This window comes from Paenibacillus sp. sgz302164 (assembly GCF_056120505.1).
Map to the genome: position 1 here is coordinate 1 of NZ_JBVYOL010000064.1, position 5,027 is coordinate 5,027.

Below are 5,027 nucleotides of genomic sequence, written 5' to 3' on the forward strand. Positions count from 1 at the left end.
GACGGGCATCTCGCTGGAAGGGGAAGTGCTGGAGGTCAAGGGCGAGCAGGTGAAGCTGCATCTGAGCGTGGACCGCGAGCAGCCGAAGGACAAGGCGCATTGGTTTCCGTTCGCACCGGCGACCGGCAGCGCCATGTACAGCATGCCGAAGGCGGGGACTCGTGCGAGTCTGTACATTCCCGATGCCGAGGGAAAGCAGGCGCTCGTCGTAGGGGCGGTGCGCACCAATGGCGGCAGCTGCGCCAAAACCGGCGACCCGAGCAAGCGCTACTTCGGGACGGAGCACGGGAGCGAACTGGAGCTGACGCCGACAGCGATCAACCTGACGGGCGGGAGCAAGGAGCCGCTGAAGCTGAGCTTCGACGATGCGGTGGGCGTGACGATGACGAGCCACAAGAAGCTGACGCTAAACGCGAAAGCGGACATCTCACTCTACACGCCCAAGCGTGTGGTCATCTACGCGACTAGCCAGCTCATGGCGAAGAAGCTGAGCGCGCAAAGCGGCTTCTCGATCGAGAGCGAGTACCACTTTCTCGGAGCCAACGTAAGGGCGGAAGGGTCGGACCGCACCTCGTATGCGCCATTTGACGATGAGCCGAAGCAAGGGACGCCACCTCCTCCGCCCCCGCCGCCGGAGAAAAAGAAGTTTAGCTGGGGGAAGCTGGCGGGCAATGTGCTGGGCGCACTCGCGGTTGTGGCCGTGGTAGCGGTAGTTGCGGCAGTCACCGTAGCGACGTTAGGAGCCGGCGCGGTGGTAATCGGGGTCGTGGCAGCCGGCGTGATGGCAGCGGGAGCCGTCGCAGTAGGAGCGAAAGCCGTCTCGGATGTCCAGCGAGGGGAAGTGAGCGACTTTAGCGATTATTCCCCCGCCGATGCGTTCCGGGAATTGATGAGCGGCGCGGCATCCGGTGCGCTTTTCGGACCCATCAAGAAAGCATGGGAAGCGTACAAAGAATTTGATCCGATGAGCGCTGGCATCCTGGCAGGCATCGGCACGGTTGTAGAGGAAACCGTTCTGGGATTGGCAGACTTGTTATATAAGGAATTGGATTTTGCCGTAAAGAATCCTCTGGAGGCCTTGGAGTTTGTCGCGAACCCCATCGTTTATGTAGGCAAATACTATTCCAACAAGGAGCATCGAGATGAGCTGCTGAGAACACTGGCGGGAGTCTGGGAAGGCGTAAAGCGGGATTTCAAGGAAGACGTCATCAATGGAGATACCTATAGTCGAAGCAAATATGGAACGGAATTGGTACTTACCATAGCCTCCTTTTTCGTCGGTGGCGAGGCAGGAGCAGCATCCAGGGCGATGCAAGCTGAAAAGTTGGTGCTGAGTGGCACGAAGTCGGTGCAGGTGACAGAGGTTGCAAGTATAAGCGCAAGATTCGATCAGTTTGCACAATTGCTGAGTAAAGAGGGCACAACCCTAGGTAAAAGTTACGCAAAGCTTACCCAGGATATGAATAAGATTTTGGATGCAGAATTTATTAACCCGTTTGCGCCGCAGAAGGCAGGAATGTTTGGAGGTATACCTGAAACAACAACGCTAAGGGAACTCTTCCAGGACGCAACGGGGAAAATATCGAATTATATGAAAAGCGAAGGCGATTCGGTCGGTCATGGAAAGGGTGGAGGTGGTTCAGGCTCTAAGGGGACGGGTGATGTTGGTTCGAGTACTAATGGGGCTAGACTAGCTAAACCTAATAATTCTCCAGATCCGAATGCTGTTCCAAAGGGAAATCCAGCAAAAATTCGACCTCAGGACGATTTAGAAACTGTAAGAGGACGTACACGAGAAAATGAAGCAGCAAAAACCTTAGCGGAAAATGGATATGACATTGAGCAAAGCCCTAAGATACCTGGACAGACTAAAAACCCAGATTATTTAATTGAGGGGAATGTGTTTGACTGTTTTTCACCGAAAGGGAAAAAGTCGCCGAGAAATATATGGTCAAAAATAGTGGAAGAAAAATTAGCTGAAGGACAAGCAAATCGATTTGTATTAAATTTAGATGATTGGGTTGGAGATGTTGAAGCATTAAAAAAACAATTTTTAGACTGGCCTGCTGAGGGACTTGAAGAAATAATAGCAATAAAAGATGGAAACATAATTCACATATATCCATGATATGAGGGGGACTATATATTGGCAATTGAATGTTCTTTAAAGTTAGAAGAAGCGTTTTTAACTAAAGAGATAATTTTGAACCAACTAGAGGAAATGGGCGTCACTTGTACAAAAGTAACTAATTTGTCAAAAGGATTTCGAGTAGATGAGATATTAAATATACTTGGTTTTTCACTTTCGTTGATTGATACATCAAGTAACCCATTTGGGTATGAGTCAGAGTTTCTTTCTGATGATTTTTACTATAAACAAAATCTAAACCTTCGATTAGGGAATGATTACGATAGCGTTAAGGCAATTACAAACATTCTTGTATTGGTATTTAGTATTATTGACTTAACAAAAGTTAATGTATTGTTTTTGTTTAATGATAATGAATGTTTATATAGAATTAATGGTATTTTAAGCATTAACAATGAAGACGGGTTTTGGGATAGGCAGGATTATAAATTATTGATTACAAACAGGGATTACAAACTAGTGTCAATACACTAGTAATTGACCTCAGTCAAGAAATAGACACAGAATTAATTACGGGGCTGTAAAAATTTATATTTATGTAAGTACATTTACAACGACCGTACCAGTGCCGAATGAACCTATCATTTAACCATGAAGACATCTAACCCATGCAATACCCGTATAAAGATTTCTCTATTTTGTTTGTACGCACATCAACGCTTGAATTTGTAACCTAAATAACGCTATTGCGATACAAGGCGCAGGTTGATTATGGTCAGGTACACCATGATTGACCTGCTTTTTATTAGCTTCGTTTTCTTGCAGTTTTTTGAAATCATTCGCAACTATTGTCAGGGATGCACCGATATTTACTTTGCCAGAAGTCAACTGAGTATTTTCAAAACTAGCAAACGATAGTGTCGCGGCTTGACCCGGAACCTCTGGCGGGCCTGATGCTCCCCGCGATGGGCGAAGTGGCCCAAGGGCCTTTTTCGCTCCCGACATCAGCCTACCAGGCCTGCACCTCCGCCTCAAGCCCCTGGATACGCTCAGGATAAAGCAGCGATTCATCTGTAGGGAAGATGCTTTTGCCCTTGGTGACCTTTCACGAGGGTTTCCGAGAAATTGCCAGTCAAACGGAAAAAGCCATTGCATCGGGCGTCATGAAGATCGAGAGCGAAGCAGCGCAAGCTGCGGCAAAGGCTGCGACCCGCAGTGCGTGGAAGGACCCCGGTAATGGTGAACCTCATTCGGGTAAGGCGACTGAGGGGACGGGTAAAATCGATGATTTTGCTAAAGAGCCGTTTTTACCAGATGAGTACTATCAAAAAATTGATAATTATCTTGCTAAAGCTACAGCGGCTAGAGATGCTGAGGTAGCAAGAATACAAGCATTAAGTAAAACCCAGCAAAGTAAGTTTACAACAGTAGTTGCAGGTGTGGATTTAAGAACAGGAGAAGTAATAGTAGGTTCTAAAAATAGTATAATATATAAAGGGCATGCTATCTGTGCAGAGGATTTAGTAATTAGTAAGTTTATTCCGCCTAGTAATGCGAATATTATAATGACTTCTGCAATTAGACCAAGGACAGGAGAAGTTTTGCAGTATGTACTAGATGCCAGACAAAGTTTCCAGTAAATCAGTTTATAAAAGGGACGGTGTTTGATTAATGCAAGAAGAAGTGAATTATGGTTCAAAGGTGTCTATGCAATTTTCTAATGAAGAACTTTGGAAACATCTTATAACTAAATTTGAAAATAATCCAGCTGTAGCTATAAGAACATTGTCTGATGATGATAGAGAGATTGAAATAACCTCAAGTACATCAATTCAATTTATATGTTTTGATGGAGAGAAACAAGATTTGTTTATTAGTTTCAATGGAAATCAAACATCAATTTTTGTTAACGATGAAGAGATAATGTTTATTGATGAAAATACAAAAGGTACATATACAACAAGTGATACTTTTGGAAATGTTGTATATGAGGGGAATTTACGTAATCTCTCACATGTTGAGATACTATCTTTATTTGCTGATGTTATTTCATGCTTTATTGGTGCAGAAGAAGTTGAAATAATTGAGAAAGAAGCTCCTTACGATGAAGAGAATAAGCAATACAAGTATTATAAACCGCATATTTATAAAATAAATGTAAAAAATAAAAATTTGGACCAAAAGATTAAATCTTTTGAAAATATCACTATAAGTTGTTAATTGAGCATTCTACATGGGTCTGTCAAGGTTTTTGTGTGAACCTATTTACAAGCCCAACAACAAGATTGTACAAAATGACCAATAATGCTACAAAGGAGTTAACCGTCGTATAGAGGTTTTTTGGCGCTTGGCCCTGTCTCGGTTGTTGATGAATATACCCCACCCATTACCGAATGAGTAGGGCGGCTGAGTCTATGAGACCGCACCTCGTATGCGCCATTTGACGACGAGCCGAAGCAAGGAACGCCTCCGCCTCCGCCCCCGCCGCCGGAGAAAAAGAAGTTTAGCTGGGGGAAGCTGGCGGGCAACGTGTTGGGCGCACTGGCGGTTGTGGCCGTAGTAGCGGTAGTTGCGGCGGTTACCGTAGCGACGTTAGGAGCTGGCGCGGTGGTAATCGGAGCCGTGGCAGCCGGCGTGATGGCAGCGGGAGCCGTCGCAGTAGGAGCGAAAGCAGCCTCGGATGTCCAGCGAGGGGAAGTGAGCGACTTTAGCGATTATTCCCCCGCCGATGCGTTCCGGGAATTGATGAGCGGCGCGGCATCCGGTGCGCTTTTCGGACCCATTAAGAAAGCATGGGAAGCGTACAAGGAATTTGATCCGATGAGCGCTGGCATCCTGGCAGGAATCGGCACGGTTGTAGAGGAAACCGTTCTGGGGTTGGCAGACTTGTTATATAAGGAATTGGATTTTGCCGTAAAGAATCCTCTGGAGGCCTTGG

Annotated in this window: 6 protein-coding genes; 5 read left to right on the forward strand and 1 reads right to left on the reverse strand. The window is 45.9% G+C overall.

What is annotated here, in order from left to right; genetic code table 11:
- Nucleotides 1-2,128 (forward strand): CdiA C-terminal domain-containing protein (locus AC0LWT_RS38870; protein ID WP_474687334.1); only part of this gene is annotated, 2,128 nt, incomplete at its 5' end.
- Between the two features lie 18 nt (nt 2,129-2,146).
- On the forward strand, nt 2,147-2,623 hold the full coding sequence (locus AC0LWT_RS38875; RefSeq protein ID WP_474687335.1) for a SitI3 family protein: 477 nt from the start codon (nt 2,147-2,149) through the stop codon (nt 2,621-2,623).
- Nucleotides 2,624-2,782: 159 nt separating this feature from the next.
- Here the strand turns inward: AC0LWT_RS38875 and AC0LWT_RS38880 are convergent, their stop codons facing one another.
- On the reverse strand, nt 2,783-3,094 hold the full coding sequence (locus AC0LWT_RS38880) for a hypothetical protein (RefSeq protein ID WP_474687337.1): 312 nt from the start codon (nt 3,092-3,094) through the stop codon (nt 2,783-2,785).
- An 89-nt stretch (nt 3,095-3,183) separates the two neighbouring features.
- Here AC0LWT_RS38880 and AC0LWT_RS38885 point away from each other — a divergent pair, with 89 nt between their 5' ends.
- The 3 genes from AC0LWT_RS38885 to AC0LWT_RS38895 all read left to right on the forward strand — a co-directional run.
- The gene (locus tag AC0LWT_RS38885; RefSeq protein WP_474687339.1) at nt 3,184-3,729 is read left to right on the forward strand and encodes a hypothetical protein; all 546 of its coding nucleotides are present in this window, start codon (nt 3,184-3,186) and stop codon (nt 3,727-3,729) included.
- A gap of 31 nt (nt 3,730-3,760) precedes the next feature.
- Nucleotides 3,761-4,309, forward strand: coding sequence for a hypothetical protein (locus tag AC0LWT_RS38890; protein WP_474687341.1), 549 nt, complete (start codon nt 3,761-3,763; stop codon nt 4,307-4,309).
- Between the two features lie 309 nt (nt 4,310-4,618).
- Nucleotides 4,619-5,027, forward strand: a 409-nt coding sequence (locus AC0LWT_RS38895; protein WP_474687342.1) for a hypothetical protein, incomplete at its 3' end; no start/stop codon positions are given.